Annotated in this window: 9 protein-coding genes; 2 read left to right on the forward strand and 7 right to left on the reverse strand. The window is 64.8% G+C overall.

Features of this window, described 5'->3' with window-relative positions; genetic code table 11:
- Nucleotides 1–159 precede the first annotated feature (159 nt).
- The 4 genes from ACEN8I_RS09720 to ACEN8I_RS09735 form a co-directional block, all read right to left on the reverse strand.
- Nucleotides 160–942, reverse strand: coding sequence for a transporter substrate-binding domain-containing protein (locus ACEN8I_RS09720; protein ID WP_413328193.1), 783 nt, complete (start codon nt 940–942; stop codon nt 160–162).
- Nucleotides 943–1,066: 124 nt separating this feature from the next.
- Nucleotides 1,067–2,749, reverse strand: a complete 1,683-nt coding sequence (locus ACEN8I_RS09725; protein ID WP_413328194.1) for a phosphoethanolamine transferase — start codon at nt 2,747–2,749, stop codon at nt 1,067–1,069.
- Between the two features lie 37 nt (nt 2,750–2,786).
- Nucleotides 2,787–3,659 carry an S-formylglutathione hydrolase gene (fghA, locus tag ACEN8I_RS09730; RefSeq protein ID WP_413328195.1) on the reverse strand — a complete coding sequence of 291 codons (873 nt, stop codon included), beginning with the start codon at nt 3,657–3,659 and terminating at the stop codon, nt 2,787–2,789.
- A gap of 5 nt (nt 3,660–3,664) precedes the next feature.
- The gene (locus tag ACEN8I_RS09735; protein ID WP_413328197.1) at nt 3,665–4,771 is read right to left on the reverse strand and encodes an S-(hydroxymethyl)glutathione dehydrogenase/class III alcohol dehydrogenase; all 1,107 of its coding nucleotides are present in this window, start codon (nt 4,769–4,771) and stop codon (nt 3,665–3,667) included.
- A 263-nt stretch (nt 4,772–5,034) separates the two neighbouring features.
- On the opposite strand from ACEN8I_RS09735, the gene ACEN8I_RS09740 reads away from it, so the two are divergent.
- The gene (locus tag ACEN8I_RS09740) at nt 5,035–6,261 is read left to right on the forward strand and encodes a M48 family metalloprotease (protein ID WP_413328198.1); all 1,227 of its coding nucleotides are present in this window, start codon (nt 5,035–5,037) and stop codon (nt 6,259–6,261) included.
- Nucleotides 6,251–11,773: an AAA domain-containing protein gene (locus tag ACEN8I_RS09745; protein WP_413328199.1), complete on the forward strand. Its 5,523-nt coding sequence runs from the start codon at nt 6,251–6,253 to the stop codon at nt 11,771–11,773. The genes ACEN8I_RS09740 and ACEN8I_RS09745 overlap by 11 nt, the downstream gene beginning before the upstream one ends.
- Before the next feature lie 118 nt (nt 11,774–11,891).
- Here ACEN8I_RS09745 and ACEN8I_RS09750 read toward each other — a convergent pair whose 3' ends face one another.
- The 3 genes from ACEN8I_RS09750 to dnaK form a co-directional block, all read right to left on the reverse strand.
- Nucleotides 11,892–13,085, reverse strand: a complete 1,194-nt coding sequence (locus ACEN8I_RS09750) for a glycerophosphodiester phosphodiesterase (protein ID WP_413328363.1) — start codon at nt 13,083–13,085, stop codon at nt 11,892–11,894.
- A gap of 193 nt (nt 13,086–13,278) precedes the next feature.
- The gene (dnaJ, locus tag ACEN8I_RS09755; RefSeq protein ID WP_413328200.1) at nt 13,279–14,418 is read right to left on the reverse strand and encodes a molecular chaperone DnaJ; all 1,140 of its coding nucleotides are present in this window, start codon (nt 14,416–14,418) and stop codon (nt 13,279–13,281) included.
- 200 nt (nt 14,419–14,618) lie between these two features.
- The gene (dnaK, locus tag ACEN8I_RS09760; protein WP_413328201.1) at nt 14,619–16,562 is read right to left on the reverse strand and encodes a molecular chaperone DnaK; all 1,944 of its coding nucleotides are present in this window, start codon (nt 16,560–16,562) and stop codon (nt 14,619–14,621) included.
- Nucleotides 16,563–16,631 lie beyond the last annotated feature (69 nt).

Below are 16,631 nucleotides of genomic sequence, written 5' to 3' on the forward strand. Positions count from 1 at the left end.
GTTGCGGCGCTAGCCCATAGCCGTGCTATGGGCGTCGCACCGCGCCTTGCATCCCATCCCGAGAAGGGGCTTGCGCGGCCCCGTTTAGGCCGTGAACAGGTTCTAAGAGCCGGGGTGTTTCAGGCGCCTGCCAAAGGGCGGCGCGCGGCTGATGGGATGTTACTTCGCGACAGGCGGCTTGCTCACGTCGCGGTCAAACCACTTGGTGGAGATTTTCGCGAAGCTCCCGTCGGCCTGCAGGTCGGCCAGTGCCTTGTCGATGGCGGCCTTGAACTTGGGGTTGTTCTTGACGAAGGGGATGCCGGATTTTTCGAGATCGCCCACGGGCGCACCGGGCTTGAGCGGCAGCTTGGTCTGCTTGACGATGTAGGGGATCAAGAGGCTGTCGTTAAGCGCCGCGTCGATGCGGCCCAGTGCCAGGTCCTGCAAATACTCTTGCGCGCCGGGATAGGTCTTGACGTCTATACCGCCCACCTTCTTGGCGATGTCGGCGTAGTTGGTGCCCTGGCCCAGGCCCAGCTTTTTGCCCTTGAGATCGGCCAGCGATTTGAACTCGCGCTTTTCATCCTTGCGGATGATGAGCTGCGGGGCCGAGATGGTGTAGGGCTCGGAGAAGTCAAAGGTCTCCTTGCGCTTGTCGGTGATGCCGACCTGGTTGATCACCACGTCGTACTTGCCGGCCTGCAGGCCGGCCAGGATGGCGCTCCATTCGCTGGTCGAGAACTCGGCCTTCACGCCCAGCTTTTGCGCCAGGGCATTGGCCAGCTCGACTTCAAAGCCGGCAAGCTGGCCGCCTTCCTTGTAGTTGAACGGAGGATAGGTGCCTTCGAGGGCCACCTTGAGCGTGCCGCGCTGCTTGACGGTGTCGAGCAGGTCGGCGGCGCTGGCGCCGAAAGCGAGTGTCAAAAGGAGTGCGGAGGCGACGGCCTTGCGAATATTCATATTCAACCCTTGCATAAGAGAATTGTTATTGAGATGAAATGTGAATATTAGGCGCATCGCCAGGCGGATGCATGGCGGGCTGTTAAAGCCCTACGTGGCATCCGGTGATGGATTCACCGGGTGCTCAGGGCTTGGCGCAGTGTGCGTAGATGTCGAGCGCGGGCTTGTAGACCGCGGTCTGCACATTCATCAGGCCCAGTACCGAATGGAAGTAGTTGTCGTGGCTGACGGGCACATCGAGTTGCTGCTTGAGGCAGGCCGTCGTCAGCTTGCTGCGCTGCTCGAAGCCGGGCGACAGCCAGGTGATCCAGGGCACGCGCTTTTGCACATCGGGCGCGATGCCGTAGGGCATGCCGTGCAGGTAGAGGTTGTTCTCGCCCAGCGATTCGCCATGGTCGGCCAGGTAGAGCAGGGCGGGCGCGCTGCGCGCTTCCTGTGCCTTGAGCCACTGGATGGAGGAGGCCAGCAGCTTGTCGGTGTAGACGATGCTGTTGTCGTAGGCATTGACGAGGCCTTCCTTGCTGCAGCTTTGCAGCGCGTTGTCGGTGCACTCGGGCAGGAATTTTTTGACGGCCTGCGGCGAGCGTTTGAAATAGGCCGGGCCGTGGCCGCCCATCTGGTGCATCACCACCACTACGCCTTTGGCGCGCCGCTCGGGGGGCAGCGCGGCGATGCGTTCGTCGATGCCGTGCAGCATCACCTCGTCAAAACATTCGCCGCTGTCGCACAGGCCGGGCACCTGGAGCTGCACCGTGTTGACATTAGGCACCCGGTCGCACACGCCCTTGCAGCCCGACTGGTTGTCTATCCAGAGCACGGCCAGGCCCGCGCGCTGCAGCACGTCGAGCAGGCCTTCGTAATTGGCCGGCCGCGAGTCATAGGCCTCGCGCCCGAAGTGGGAGAACATGCAGGGCACGGAGGCGGCCGTGCTGGTGCCGCAGGACCAGGCGTTGCGCTGGCTCGCGACGTTCTCTTTGGCCAGCAGCGGGTTGGTCGGGCGGCCGTAACCGTTGAGCGAGAAGTTGCCGCTGCGCGCCGTCTCGCCCAGTACCAGCAGCAGCAACGGTGGCTTGTTTTGCGCGCTGTAGCTGGCGCCCAGTTTGGCGTCTTCGCCCAGCGGCAACACCACGGACTCATCGCGCTGGAAAGGCTTGGCCGCGATGGAGCCCAGCGCGTAGAAAGAATTGAGCGGGTTGATCAGGTAGCGCACATGGGTGTAGTTGCGCATGACCGAGGCAATGCTCTGGAAAAACAGGAACACCACCAGCACCAGCAGCACGGAGGCGCCGGCCAGCGTGGCAAAGTTGCCCAGCAGCTGCCGTGCGGCACTGGCCCGCCTGACTTTTTGCCGCCACAGCAGCACCAGCGGCAGCACCGCCAGCACCAGCACCGTGGCCAGCAAACGCCAGTTCAGCAGGTCGCGGGTTTCGCGCACGTCGGTCTGCAGGGTGTTGACCATCATGGTCTTGTCGATGACCACGCCGTAGGCCATCATGAAGTAGGCGCCAAAGGCCGCCGAGAGCAGGAACAGGGTAATGGCCGGCTTGAGCGTCCAGCGCCAGGCCAGCAGGCTCAGCAGGGCCGTGGTGGCCAGCGTGATCACCAGCACCAGCGCGATGCTGATGACGGCGGCCTGGCCGCCGCTCAGGCCCGGCAGGCGGGACAGCTCGCGCCACAGCGCGACGTTGCACACGGTGGCGATCCAGATGCTGGCCAGCACCACCAGCCACAGCGGGCGCATGCCGCGAGTGGGTTGATCAGGTGGGCGGGGAAGGGTTCCGGCGTCGGACGGGGCTTGCAGCGGCATAGCGCTGCATTGTATGGGCCGTGGGCTTATGCGGTCCTTAAGCCTGGGCCGTCAAACCCAGTTGCCGCGCATGGTGGTGCAGGTGTTCGGCCATGAAGCTCGCGATGAAGTAATAGCCGTGGTCGTAGCCCGCATGGCGGTGCAGTGCCAGCGGCTGGCCGGCCTTGGCACAGGCGGCTTCAAACAGCTCGGGGTGCAGCTGCTCGGCGAGGAATTTGTCGGCCAGGCCTTGGTCTACGCGAATGCCGCCGGGGTAGGGCGCCGCGGGCATGAGATTCATCAAGGCCGTGGCGTCGTGCTCGGCCCAGGTGGACTCATCGCTGCCGAGATAGCCGGTGAAGGCCTTGCGCCCCCAGGGGCACCGGCTGGGCGCGCAGATGGGCGCAAAGGCCGAGACCGACTTGAACAGGTCCGGATGCCTGAGCGCGAGTGTCAGCGCACCATGGCCGCCCATGGAATGGCCGAAGAGGCCGATGCGCTCCGCGTCCAGCGGCAGGGCGCCGGCCAGCAGCGGCAGCAGCTCCGCCGTGATGTAGCTCTCCATGCGGTAGTGCTGGGACCATGGGGCTTGCGTGGCGTCGAGGTAGAAGCCGGCGCCCACGCCGAAGTCCCAGTTGTCGGTTTCGCCTGGGACCTTGGCGCCGCGCGGGCTGGTGTCGGGCGCGACCAGGGCCAGGCCCAGCTCGGCGGCCAGGCGCTGGGCACCCGCTTTGATCATGAAGGTTTCTTCGTTGCAGGTCAGGCCCGCGAGGTAGACCAGGAAGGGCACCTTGTTGCCGTCCACGGCCTGCGGCGGCAGAAAGACCGAAAAGCGCATGGGCAGGCCGATCTCGCGCGAGCCGTGCTGGTAAAAGCGCTGCAGGCCGCCGAAGCAGCCGTGTTCGCTGAGGAGTTCGAGCTGGCTTGCCATGCCGTTCAGTAAAGAACCACGCTGCGAATGGACTCGCCGCTCTTCATAAGATCAAAGCCCTTGTTGATGTCCTCCAGCGGCATGGTGTGCGTGATCAGGTCGTCGATGTTGATCTTGCCTTCCATATACCAGTCGACGATTTTGGGCACGTCGGTGCGGCCGCGCGCGCCGCCGAAGGCCGAGCCTTCCCATTTGCGGCCGGTCACGAGCTGGAAGGGGCGGGTGCTGATCTCGGCGCCGGCTTCGGCCACGCCGATGATGATGCTGCGGCCCCAGCCCTTGTGGGTGCATTCCAGCGCCTGGCGCATCACCTTGGTGTTGCCTATGCATTCAAAGCTGTAGTCGGCGCCGCCATCGGTCAGCTGCACGATGGCGTCGACGACATTTTCCGTTTCCTTGGGGTTGATGAAGTGCGTCATGCCGAACTTGCGCGCCATCTCCTGCCGCGCGGGGTTGATGTCCACGCCGATGATCTTGTCGGCGCCCACCATCTTCGCGCCCTGGATCACATTGAGGCCTATGCCGCCCAGGCCGAACACCACGACGTTGGCGCCGGCTTCGACCTTGGCGGTGAACAGCACCGCGCCTATGCCGGTGGTCACGCCGCAGCCTATGTAGCAGACCTTGTCGAAGGGCGCATCCTCACGGATCTTGGCCAGCGAGATTTCGGGCGCGACCGTGTAGTTGCTGAAGGTCGAGGTGCCCATGTAGTGGAAGATGGGCTTGCCGTCCAGGCTGAAGCGGCTGGTCGCGTCGGGCATCAGGCCCTTGCCCTGGGTGCCGCGTATCAGCTGACACAAATTGGTCTTGCGCGAGAGGCAGAATTTGCACTGCCGGCATTCCGGTGTGTAGAGCGGGATGACGTGGTCGCCTTTTTTAAGTGTGGTTACGCCGGGGCCGACGTCGACCACGACGCCCGCGCCTTCATGGCCCAGGATGGCCGGGAAGATGCCTTCGGGGTCGGCGCCCGAGAGCGTGTAGTAGTCGGTGTGGCAGATGCCGGTGGCCTTGATCTCGACGAGCACCTCGCCGAACTTCGGGCCTTGCAGGTCCACGGTTTCAATCGTCAGGGGCTGGCCTGATTTCCAGGCGACGGCGGCTTTGGTTTTCATGGGGTGGCCTCTTCTGCTGATGGGGGCGGCGGCGGCTTGCCGCGGACAGGCCACTATAAGCGACGACTCCGGCCGCATCGCCCGTGATCGCCGCGCGTGCTGTGCCATTTTGAGAAAAAAAGCGCGGCCCGGGGGAAATACCGGCTCGCCGGGCCGGGTTTCGATCCGCGCCCGCTGCTTGCCGCGGGATGCCGTCGGTGCCGCAACTCCTGCTGCCACTTCTGCCACACCTTCTGCTGCAATAATAGCCACGGAGGTCAGGGATGCAGCAAGAGAGTTCAATCAATATCTCCCCGGGAGCCGGCGTACTTCTGCCTCTTCCTTATCATGAGGCGGTGGTCGGTTACCTCAAAGAGCGCGAGCAGGAAGTCTGGGCGTGGGCCTGTTCCGCCAGGTCGCGCGAAGAGCATGCCGAAGCGGTCCGCGAAGCATTGCTCAAGCAGGCCTATCGCCTCGACGCCGCCACCTACCCCGACCTGCACCGGGCCGCCAACGCAGCAGCGGCCCGCCTCGGGCTCGACGTGCCGATCACGCTCTACCAGGGCAATGACGGCCAGATCAATGCCAGTCTCTACTTTCTGGTCGGCGAAGCGCACGTGGTGTTCTCCGGACCCTTGCTCGACCGTCTCACGGGCCCCGAGATCGAGGCGGTGCTCGGCCATGAGCTGGCCCACTACAAGCTGTGGACCGAGGCCGGCGGTATTTATCACGCGGCGGACCGCGTTCTCGAGGCAACCGCGGCCCACCCCGGCGCCACGCCCGCGCAACTGCAGACCAACCGCCTGTTCCGGCTATTCACCGAGGCCTATGCCGACCGCGGCTCGGTGGTCGCGAGCGGTTCGGTCGAAGCGTCCGTCGCCGCGCTCGTGAAGTCGGCGACGGGCCTCAGCAATGTGAGCGGTGCGAGCTATCTCGCGCAAGCGGCCGAGGTGGTCGCCAGGGAGCCGGCCGGGTCGTCGCAGGCCAGCCATCCTGAATCCTTCCTGCGCGCCCATGCGCTTGGCCTCTGGGCCAGCGGCGACGCGCAGGCCGAGTCCTGGCTCGACGCCGCGCTGCGCGGCCCGCTGAACCTGGATCAGGCCGACTGGCTGGCCCAGTTGCAGCTCGAGTCGCTCACTCGCCGCGCGCTCGCGGAGATGCTGCGACCGGCCTGGATGCGGAGCGACGCTAACTTGGCCCACGCGCGCAGGTTCTTTCCCGACTTCGAGGCCGGCGGTAAGTCGGATGACACTCTGACGCACGATCTGGCTGCGGCCCCTCGGTGCGCCGACTACCTAAGCGCCTTGCTGATCGACATCGCCGCCAGCGACCGTGCAATGGAGGATGTCGCGCTTGCCTGGGCGCTCGAATTGGGCGACGCCTGGAACGTCGGCGATCAGCTGCAGGCGCGCATGTTGAAAGACCTCAAAATGACCAAGCGGCAATTCAGCAAACTCAAGCAGGGTGCGCGTGCCCTGCTGGACAAGACCGAAAAAAACCATGTCGGATGATCTTTCATTTATCCAGTTGCTCGAGGCGGGGGCCTCGCGCGGCGGACTGCAGACCGAGGACGTTCTCGCGCTCGCGCTGCCGTTGTTTCGAGAGGTCGCCGGCCTTCATGCCAGCGAAAAAACCGCCGATTTAGACGGTCCGCGCGATGTGGTGGTGGATGTTGGCGGCACGCTCGCCCTGCGTGACCCGCATGGCCACGCCGCGCGGGACCACCGCGATGCCGTGGAGAAGGTGCTGGCGCCGGTGTCGTCCGTGCTGCAAGTGGTCGGGGAAAGCCGCGTAACGCAAGATCCGCTTGATTACACCTCCGAGGACCTCCGCGTCGCAGGTGCGCCAACGGCCGAAACGCTGACGCGCCCAGTGTACATGCCAGGTTACCGATGCTGGGAGCAGGTGGTCGGCCATCACGACGCCGTCACCGACATCTTCTGCCTCGGCCAGGTGCTCGCGAGCCTTTCCTGCGACCTCGACTTCACTGACGAGGACGATGTGCGCTCGTTCGCGCGCCACCGGAACAACCTGTTCGAGCTTCAGACCCGGCTGCACCCCGTGGTCGCGAGCATCATTGTCGAGATGACCGAGCTCGACCGGCGGCGGCGGGCCAAGGACCTGGCCTCGCTGATCACCCGTCTGGAGACCTATCGCGAGCAGCCGCAGGATCTGGCGATCGATAGGGTGCTGGCGGGCCAGACCGGAGAGGCGCGCCAGCAGCGCGCCATGCAGGCGCATCTGCGCGACCGTCTGTTCGATCTCTCGCGACGTAACCGCCTGCTGCATTTCCGGCCGACGCAGTCTTCGGTGAACCTCACCGTCGCGAGCGTGCCGCTCGTGGTCGACATGAAGAATATCCGGTTGGACCAACTCTGTGTCTGGACCGGGAAGTTCGCCGCGGCCGTCGGCGGTGGCGACAAGGTGTTGCTGGCCAACTGGCTGCGCTTCGAGGACCAGCCCTATCTGCCGAGCGCGCTCGACCGCATCATGCAGGAAGACCGCCGGGACCGCGCCGAGTACGGTCTTTCGCAGCTTTCGCTGGTGCTCGCTTTCTTTCGCTGGCACAACCTCAAGGAGGCGAAGGACGAGCGCATCGTGTCGCCTCTCCTGCTGTTGCCGGTGGAGCTGACGCGCAAGAAGGGCGTGCGCGATCAGTACGTGCTACAGGCGCAGGCGCCGGGGGCGGAGGTCAACCCGGTGCTGCGCCACCAGCTGCGCACAGTCTATGGGATAGAGTTGCCCGAGACCGTGGATTTGACCGACGAGGCCCTCGCGGCGTTTCATCGTTCGCTGCAGGCCGGTATCGCGGCCAGTGAGCCGGGCGTGCGGCTCAACCTGGTCGACAAGCCGGAGATTGAGCTGATCCACCAGCGCGCGCGCCAGCGGCTCGAGCAGTTCCGCCGCCGGCGCCGCAATGAGCCCGCGCGCGCCGCGACACCGGCCACGCTCGACACGGACTACAGCTATGCCGAGGACGACTTTCGCCCGCTTGGACTCAAACTGTTCCACGAGCGCGTGCGGCCCGCCGCGTTGCCTCTGCGCGATGCGCTGGGCGCCGCGCCGGCCCCGCGCCACCCGAACGTGGCACCCGCAGCGGCCGCGGAGGACGAGCGGACGACCTTTTTGCAGCGCGAGCGCACAGGCAACCCCTACGAATGGGATCTCGACCTCACTTCGGTGACGCTTGGAAACTTCAACTACCGAAAGATGTCGCTGGTGCGCGACTACAACGCACTGGTCGAGGGCGATATCGCCAACGAGGCATTCAAGCGCGTGTTCTCGCTCAAGCCGCGCGCGCTGGAAGACCGGCCCGCCGACCTGATCCCTCTGCCCGACCGATGGACGGTGGTGCCCGCCGACGCGACGCAGATGGCCGCCGTCGCCCTGGCCCGCTCGGGCGAGAGTTACATCATCCAGGGCCCGCCCGGCACCGGTAAATCGCAGACCATCACCAACCTCATCGCCGATCAAGTGGGGCGCGGCAAGCGTGTGCTGTTCGTCTGCGAGAAGCGAGCCGCCATCGACGTGGTGTTCCACCGGCTGCGGCAGCAACGGCTCGACGAGCTGTGCTGCATGATCCACGACTCGCAGACAGACAAAAAGGGCTTCGTGCTCGACCTCAAGCAGACCTACGAGCAGTGGCTCGCCAACGCCGACGCCTCCGAGGAACTGGTGCGGCAGCGTGCGCAGGTCGCGGAACTGGTGCAGGAGGACCTTGCGGCGCTCGAGCGTTTCGACGCCGCGATGCGCTCGGGTGGCGAGCCGGTGGGCCTCTCGGCGCATGGGCTGCTGCGGCGTCTGGTGGCGCTCGCGCCGCACGCGGCGGAACTGCCCGCCGCAGCCGCCGAGGCCTTGCCGGAGTACGCGGCTTGGCAGGTCCACGGCGGACTGGCCTTGCGCATCGGGCAGGTGCTGCAGGAGGTGTTCGGCGTGTCCGCACTGGCAGAGCATGTGTTCGCGCGCCTGAGCGACGAGCTGGTGCGCGCGGAGCAGCCTTTGGGCGCGGTGCTGCGGCTGGTCGACACGGCCGAGCCGATGATCGATGCAGCGTTCGATGCGCTGGCTTCGCTATGGCCCGAGGCGGGAAACCTCGAGTGGACGGAATTAAAGCGGCTGGTGGATTTCGCACGCCGGCTGGCGGCGCTCGGCGACAGCGCGTTTCACGGCCTGCTGGATGCGCGAAGCGATGCGGCAAAGGCCTTCGACGACGAGCGCGCCGGCATTGACGGGTGCGCCCGGCAGCTTGTCCAGGCACAGGCGCTCACGACCCATTGGCGGCGAAAGCTCGCGCCCGCCGACACGGCGCAGGCGCTGGCACAGGCGCGCATGCAGGAAGGATCAGCGATGCGCTGGCTCTCGCCCTCGTGGTGGCGTTTGCGCGGCGTGCTGAACGCGCACTACGACTTCAGCGCACATGCGGTAAAGCCGAAGCTCGCAGGGCTGTTGACGGAGCTCTCGCGGGAGCACGAGGCGGCGGAGCAACTGAACGCCGCGCGTGCCCGCTTCGCCGGGAGCTACGGCACACCCGAAGCCGACATTTATGCCAACGAGCTGCAGGCGCTGCGCGCGGACGTGCAAGCGCATGCGTCGCTGCACAGTTTTTCACAAGCGCTGGCGGCCGCGGGCTCGCGCGTTTCGTCCGAAGGCCTTAGCGACCTGATCGCGAAGATCGACGGACTCGCCTCGGTGCTGGCTTCGTTCCTGCGCGAAATCGACACCGTCCCGCTCGAAGGGCTGGGGGAGCTGGTGCGCGACCTGCGCGAGTGCGCTGACAGCCTGCCGGAAGTCTTGCCGCTGCTGCGCGAATTGACCGATGCTGACCCGGCGTTCGCCGCCGCCTTGCACCTCGTCGCGTTACCGCCTTCGGGCATTGAGTACGTCATCGCGCGTGAAAGCCTCGAGCGGATTTACCGTAAGGAGCGCTGGCTGCCGCGCTTCGACGCCGCCGCGCTCGCGCGCCATGCCGAGCGCATCGGGCTGGGTGAGAAACAGTTGCTGGAACTTAACGCCGACGTGGCCCGGGCGCTTGTGCGCCAGCGATTCCGGGAGAATGTGCGGCGCTCCATGCTCGCGGCCTCGCAGCTCGATGAGAGCGGCAAGCAGTTCAAGAAGTCATACGCCGCGGGCCGTCGCGAACTGGAGCACGAGTTCGGCAAGACGATGCGCTACAAGTCCATTCGCGAGCTGGCGAGCGGCGATACCGGCCGCGTCGTGCGCGACATGAAGCCGATCTGGCTCATGAGCCCCCTGTCGGTGTCCGACACGCTGCCCATGTCAGGTAAGGATTTTGACGTCGTGATCTTCGATGAGGCGAGCCAGATTCCGGTGGAGGAGGCGGTGCCGGCGCTCTACCGGGCACCGCAGGTCGTTATTGTCGGCGACGAGATGCAACTGCCGCCGACGAGTTTCTTCTCTTCGAATCGGAACGAGGAGGACGAGAGTGTGTCGGTGGATGGGGACGAAGGCGAGCGGCTTTCGGTCGTGCTCGACGCGGACAGTCTGCTCAATCAGGGCGCGCGCAACCTGCCCGCGACGCTGCTGGCCTGGCACTACCGCAGCCGTTCGGAGTCACTGATCGGTTTTTCAAATGCGGCGTTTTACGGGGGTAACCTGTACACCATTCCCGACCGGGCCTACGCCGCAGCGGATGAATCGGATGTGGTCGTGCGCGATGCCTCGTCGGCGGAAGCGGCGCAGGCCGGCGCCACCGCGCTGCTTTCGCGGCCGGTCAGCTTTCACCATCTTCCTGATGCCGTGTATGCCGAGCGCTCCAACCTCGACGAAGCCGGCTACATCGCGCGCATGGCGCGCGAGCTGCTCACGCGCGAGGGGCACCCGAGCATCGGAATCGTCGCGTTCTCGGAGGCGCAACAAAGCGAGATCGAGTCCGCGCTCGAAGCCTTGGCAGCCACCGACGCGGAGTTCGCCGCGCGACTCGAAGCGGAGTATGTCCGCGAGGAGGACGACCAGTTCTGCGGCCTTTTCGTGAAGAACCTCGAAAATGTGCAAGGCGACGAGCGCGACATCATCATCCTGAGCATCTGCTATGGGCCGGGCCCGGCACCCGCGCGCAAGATGCTGATGAACTTCGGCCCGATCAATCAACGCGGCGGCGAAAAACGCCTGAACGTGATCTTCAGCCGGGCGCGGCATCACATGGCGGTCGTGACATCGATCCGGCACGAGTCGATCACCAACGACTACAACGACGGCGCCGCCGCACTCAAGCAGTTTCTCCGGTATGCGGAGCATTTGTCCCACGGGCAGGCGCAGCTCGCGCAGAGCGTGCTCGAGGCGATGAACCCGTCGACACGCAGCGCGCTCGGCGGGCGGCACAAGCCGGAGGATGTCGTCGAGCAGCTCGCGCGGGCGCTGCGCGAGCGCGGGCACGTGGTGGATGCGCAGGTGGGGCAATCGCGGTTTCGCTGCGAACTCGCGCTGCGCGACGGGGAGAGCGGGCTGTATCGCCTGGGCGTGCTCGTCGACACAGAGGCGCAATACGGTAGCGGCGACGTTCATGAACGGTATGTCTCGCGGCCCAGGATTCTCCGGTCGTTCAACTGGCACACCGTGCAAATCCTCTCGAAGGACTGGTTCCACCAACCCGAAGCCGTGATCGAACAGATTCAGCGGGCGCTGCGCGACGGGCCGCCCAGTGCGCATTCGGAGCCGGATCTACTGCAACTCACGATGCCGCCGCAGGAGCACACCGAGGGGCTGGCTTCCCTGGCCGAGGCGTCTGTGCTTGCTGAACCGGCGCGAGCTGCCTCGCCGCCACCTTCGATTCCTTCCGGTGGACCGGTGATGCGGCGGTTCGAGCACACGGAAGGCGGCTCGCGCAAGTTCTGGTCGATAGGCCGAAAGGAAATGGAAGTGGTGGTCTGTTATGGCCGCATCGATACCCGGGGCCAGACGCAGATCAAATGCTTCGACACTGAGTCGCGCGCAGAGCGCGAGGTGGAGAAGCTGGTCGCGGAGAAACTGCGCAAGGGCTATACGGATGTGACGGGAACGTCGTGAGGTGTGCCGCCGGCATTTCAGGAGTCCCGGTGTCTGCGGCCCCAGCGGCCCCAAAGAAAAAGCCGCCTGGCCCCCAAAGGGAGCGCAGACGGCTCGTATCGTATGAAAGTGCGCGGGCTTAGCGGCCGGCTTCCTTCAGGTATTGCGTGCGCGCGGCAATCGCGGTGTCGGTGAAGTCGGTGAACACGCCGTCCACGCCGGCGCGGTAGAAGGCCAGGTACTCGGCCTTGGGGTCGCCCTGGTAGTCGGCGGCCAGACGGCGACGCTCATTGCGGAAGGTGAAGGGGTGGACAAACAGGCCCGCCTTGTGCGCATCGGCCACCAGGCTGGTGGCGGGTTGCGAGGTCGAGTCGGCGTCGTTGAGCTTGCCGTCGCCATTGATGTCGACCTGCTTGCCGTCGGCGCCTATGGTGCCCTTGGTGCTGATGATGTAGCGCTTCCAGGGGCCTATGCCGTCGGCGTAGGTCTTGATCTCGGCCAGGCCCGCGGGCGTGACCATGGCGTCGAAGAAGCGCTTGTCGCCGGCCAGGGTCCAGTCATAAGGGCGGTCGCTGGGCAGGGCAAAGGTCACGTTGCCGGTCTTGGGGTCTATGCCGTCGCCGTCTATGAGCTGGATCAGGCGCGTGTTCAAGCCCTTGCTCTTCATGTACTTGAGGCTGCCCGGTTCAAAAGACTGCACGTAGATGGGCGCGGTCTTGCTGTTCCAGCCGGCGGCGTTGATGATGGCGATCAGCTTGTCTTCCATCGGCAGGCCGCGCTCGCGGAAGTAGGTCGGGTTCTTGGTTTCAGGGTAGATCGCGATGGTGCGGCCGGTCTTGATGGACTGGGCCTTGGCCAGGTCCACGACTTCCTGGAAGGTCGGCACCTTGTATTGGCCGTTGAACTGCTGGGGGCGCTCGGCATCGGTCGAGACCGCGCCCAGGGTGCGGATTTCGGCCAGCGTGAAGTCGTCGCTGAACCAGCCGGTCTGGGTCTCGCCGTCGACCTTGATGGTCTTCTTGCGCGCGGCGAATTCGGGGTGTTTGGCCACGTCGGTGCTGATGGCCAGGTTGGGGTCGTGGCGCATCATCAGCACGCCGTCCTTGGTCACGATCAGGTCCATCTCGATCACGTCGGCGCCGAGCTCGATGGCGCGCACATAGGCTTCCAGCGTTTCTTCAGGGATGTAGCCGGAAGCGCCGCGGTGGGCGATGACCAGCGGTGCCTTGCCGTCCAGGGTGGAGAGGCCGGCTTGCGAGGGCGTGCCCGAAGAGGAGCAGGCGGCCAGCAGCACGCTGCTGCAAACGATGGCGAGCAAGCCGCCATGCTTCATGGTCAAGGCCTTGCGGGTCGATACGGTCATTTTATTTTCCTGAGTTAAAAAGGCTGATCCTAGGTGCCCGATGACGACAACCCTGTGACAGGGTGTGCGGCTACATCCAAAAAACAACATCTGTCGCCTTCGCTTCGCGTCCAAAAAAAATGCCGGAACAGGTCCGGCATTCTGGGTCTGAGCATCAAAACGTTCAGGCGCTGAAGAAGCTCTTGAGCTTGTCGGCCCAGCCTTCTTCGCTGGGCGAATGTTTGGCGCCGCCTTTTTTCAGCGACTCGTCGAGCTCCTTGAGCAGCTTGCGCTGGTGCTCGGTGAGCTTGACCGGCGTTTCCACGGTGATGTGGCAGTACAGGTCGCCGGGGTAGCTGGAGCGCACGCCCTTGATGCCCTTGCCGCGCAGGCGGAACTGCTTGGAGGCCTGGGTGCCTTCGGGGATGTCGATGGCGGCCTTGCCCGCCAGGGTCGGCACCTCGATCTCGCCACCCAGTGCGGCCGTGGTGAAGCTGATGGGCACGGCGCAGTGCAGGTCGTCGCCGTCGCGCTCGAAGATGTCGTGCTTCTTCAGGCGGATCTCGATGTAGAGGTCGCCGGGCGGGCCGCCGTTGGTACCGGGCTCACCGTTGCCGGTGGAGCGTATGCGCATGCCGTCGTCGATGCCCGCGGGAATCTTGACTTCCAGCGTCTTGTTGTTCTTGGTCTTGCCCACGCCGTGGCAGGTCACGCAGGGTTCGGGGATCAGCTTGCCGGTGCCCTTGCACTGCGGGCAGGTCTGCTGCACGCTGAAAAAGCCCTGGCGCATCTGCACCACGCCGTGGCCGTGGCAGGTGGTGCAGGTCACCACCTTGGTGCCGGGCTTGGCGCCGCTGCCGTGGCAGGTGTTGCAGTCGTCCCAGCTCGGGATGCGGATCTGCGCTTCCTTGCCGTGAGCCGCTTCCTCAAGCGTGATTTCCATGGCGTAGCTGAGGTCGCCGCCGCGGTAGACCTGGCGCCCGCCGCGTTGCTGGCCGCGCTGGCCGCCGAACACGTCGCCGAAGATGTCGCCGAAGGCTTCGGCAAAACCGCCGAAGCCTTCCGCCCCGGGGCCGCCGCGCATATTCGGGTCCACGCCCGCGTGGCCGTACTGGTCGTAGGCCGCGCGTTTGTTCTCGTCGGAGAGCATCTCGTAGGCCTCTTTGGCCTCCTTGAATTTTTCCTCGGCGACCTTGGATGCATCCCCCTGGTTGCGGTCGGGGTGGTGCTTCATCGCGAGCTTGCGATACGCTTTCTTGATGTCCTCGTCACTGGCGTTCTTGGGAACGCCCAGTACGTCGTAATAGTCTTTTTTGGTGGCCATGGCAGCTCAGGGTCTTCGTTGATCGGGTCGTCGGGTCAGCCGGAAAGCGGGCGGTCAAACTGGGCATTCGCGGGTGGCGGCAGATGCGCAAAAGCGGAAAGCCGGGATTGCTCCTGGTTTCCGCCCTTGTGCGTCCGCCTGTGCCGCCTGCCTTTGCATGCAGTTATCGCGCCAATGCGGGGCTTGTTGCCTTACGGCGCTCAGCCTTTTTTGACTTCCTTGACTTCAGCGTCCACGACATTGTCGTCGGCCGGCTTGGCTTCCGCCTGCGCTGCGCCTGCCGCGCCCGCATCGCCACCGGCTGCCGCCTGCGAAGCCTGCATGTCGGCGTACATCTTTTCGCCGAGCTTCTGGCTGGCTTCCATCAGGGCCGTGTTCTTGGCGTCGATGGCGGCCTTGTCGTCGCCCTTGAGCGCTTCTTCCATGTCCTTGATGGCGGCCTCGATCTTTTCCTTCTCGCCGGCTTCGAGCTTGTCGCCGTATTCGCCCAGCGATTTTTTCACGCTGTGCACCAGGGCTTCAGCGTTGTTTTTCGCGGTCACGAACTCGACCTTCTTCTTGTCTTCTTCGGCGTTCAGTTCGGCGTCTTTCACCATCTGCTGGATTTCAGCTTCGGACAAACCGGAGTTGGCCTTGATGGTGATCTTGTTTTCCTTGCCGGTGCCCTTGTCCTTGGCGCCCACGTGCAGGATGCCGTTGGCGTCGATGTCGAAGGACACTTCGATCTGCGGCGTGCCGCGCGCTGCCGGCGGAATGCCCTCGAGGTTGAACTCGCCCAGCGCCTTGTTGCCCGAGGCGATTTCGCGTTCGCCCTGGAACACCTTGATGGTCACGGCCGGCTGGTTGTCCTCGGCGGTCGAGAAGGTCTGCGCGAACTTGGTCGGGATGGTCGTGTTCTTCTTGATCATCTTGGTCATCACGCCGCCCATGGTTTCAATGCCCAGGGACAGCGGGGTGACGTCGAGCAGCAGCACGTCGGTGCGGTCGCCGGACAGCACCTGGCCTTGAATGGCGGCGCCCACAGCCACGGCTTCGTCGGGGTTCACGTCCTTGCGCGGCTCCTTGCCGAACAGTTCCTTGACCTTTTCCTGCACCTTGGGCATGCGGGTCTGGCCGCCGACCAGGATCACGTCATGGATGTCGGAGGCGCTGACGCCGGCGTCCTTCATGGCCACGCGGCAGGGCGCGATGGTGCGCTCGATCAGCTCGTCGACCAGGCTTTCGAGCTTGGCGCGGGTCAGCTTGACCAGCAGGTGCTTGGGGCCGGTCGCGGGGTCGTGCGCGATGTAGGGAATGTTGACTTCGGTCTGCGGGCTGTTGGACAGCTCGATCTTGGCTTTTTCAGCGGAGTCCTTCAGGCGTTGCAGGGCGACCACGTCCTTGGACAGGTCGATGCCGCTGTCTTTTTTGAACTCGGCCACGATGTAGTCGATGACGCGCTGGTCGAAGTCTTCGCCGCCCAGGAAGGTGTCGCCGTTGGTGGACAGCACTTCGAACTGCTTTTCACCATCGACGTCGGCGATCTCGATGATGGAGATGTCGAAGGTGCCGCCGCCCAGGTCGTACACGGCGATCTTGCGGTCGCCCTTTTCCTGCTTGTCCAGGCCGAAGGCGAGAGCTGCCGCGGTGGGCTCGTTGATGATGCGCTTGACGTCCAGGCCGGCGATGCGGCCGGCGTCCTTGGTGGCCTGGCGCTGCGCGTCGTTGAAGTAGGCGGGCACGGTGATCACGGCGTCGGTGACCGGTTCGCCGAGGTAGTCTTCGGCGGTCTTTTTCATCTTGCGCAGGATGTCGGCGCTGACCTGTTGCGCGGAAATCTTCTTGCCGCGCACTTCCACCCAGGCGTCGCCATTGTCGGCGGCCACGATGGAGTAAGGCATGAGGGAGATGTCCTTCTGGACTTCTTTTTCGGTGAACTTGCGACCGATCAGGCGCTTGACGGCGTACAGCGTGTTCTTGGGGTTGGTCACGGCCTGGCGCTTGGCGGACGCGCCGACCAGCACTTCGCCGTCTTCCTGGTAAGCCACGATGGAAGGGGTGGTGCGCACGCCTTCCGAGTTCTCGATCACGCGGGGCGTGTTGCCCTCCATGATGGACACGCAGCTGTTGGTGGTGCCCAGGTCAATGCCGATGATTCTTCCCATGATATTTACTCCTGCTTTTTTGATTCGTGAAGATTAAAAGTGGTGTGGCCGGGGTTTGTCCCTGGCCGC

This window comes from Polaromonas sp. CT11-55 (genome assembly GCF_047303325.1).
Taxonomy (GTDB): Bacteria; Pseudomonadota; Gammaproteobacteria; order Burkholderiales; family Burkholderiaceae_C; genus Polaromonas.